This is a genomic window from Cupriavidus sp. SIMBA_020 (assembly GCF_046535395.1).
Taxonomy (GTDB): Bacteria; Pseudomonadota; Gammaproteobacteria; order Burkholderiales; family Burkholderiaceae; genus Cupriavidus; species Cupriavidus campinensis.
On the sequence record NZ_JAWRWU010001139.1, the window covers coordinates 1 to 254 of the forward strand.

Sequence of the window (254 nt, forward strand, 5' to 3'; positions counted from 1 at the left end):
GCTGGTGATAGAAAGCGCTGATGTGGATATAACAAGTGCACAGGAACCCGGTCAGGCTGCCAGTCAGCAAGCACTTCGACCAGCCGCCCTTCTCGTAGATGTTCGGAAACAACATTCTCGGCGAGTTGCACGAGCCCAAAGCCTTCAAGGCACATTTTGATGTAGAGCCCAGTCTCGTTGACGGCTGCTGTGCCCTTGACCGGTACTGAGATTTTCTCGTCGCCACGGGCGAAGCGCATCTCACCTGCTTGCCT

The 254-nt window shown here is 55.5% G+C and carries 1 protein-coding gene; it reads right to left on the reverse strand.

From position 1 onward, the window contains the following. Positions 1 to 239 (reverse strand): LysR substrate-binding domain-containing protein (locus SB751_RS33090; protein ID WP_410749382.1); only part of this gene is annotated, 239 nt, incomplete at its 3' end. Between the last annotated feature and the right edge of the window lie 15 nt (positions 240 to 254).